The organism is Ralstonia sp. VS2407 (assembly GCF_052950655.1).
In genome coordinates, this window is record NZ_JBRFVG010000170.1 from 1 (window position 1) to 503 (window position 503).

1 pseudogene is annotated in these 503 nt (G+C 71.0%); it reads left to right on the forward strand.

Going from position 1 to position 503, the window contains the following annotated elements:
- Positions 1 to 349, forward strand: a pseudogene (locus ACU8YE_RS24450) (cysteine synthase family protein); the annotation flags it as partial.
- Positions 350 to 503: the final 154 nt, after the last annotated feature.

Below are 503 nucleotides of genomic sequence, written 5' to 3' on the forward strand. Positions count from 1 at the left end.
CCGTGCGCCCGAACACCGACGACTTGCCGCGATCGAGCTGCATGCGCGGCACGGGCTGTTCTGCGGCCCGACGAGCGGCGCCGCGTATCGGATCGCGAGCCATCAAGCGGCGCGGCAACCCGCGCGCAAGACGCTGTTCGTCGCGCCCGATACGGGCTACCGCTATCAGGACACGATCTTCGACGCGCGCTGGCTGAAGGCGAACGGCGAGATCGCCGGCGCGCCGTGCACGGCCCCGCATCGCGTCGAACGGCTCGATCAGGTCGATCCGGCGCGCGAGTGGGCCTGCTTCGGCTGGGGGCGCAAGTCGCTCGCCGAGCAACCGGGGCTCGTCGCGCTCCACGCGTGACGCGCGGCGCGCGGCCGGCATTCGCCCGGCGCCCGGAACGGGCGGCGGGCTCCACCTTCATCGACGTTTCGCGGAAAACATGACGGGCATCTTTGTCTTCATCGAGAGCAACACGACGGGCACGGGCGAGCTCCTCGTGCGCAAGGCGCTGCAA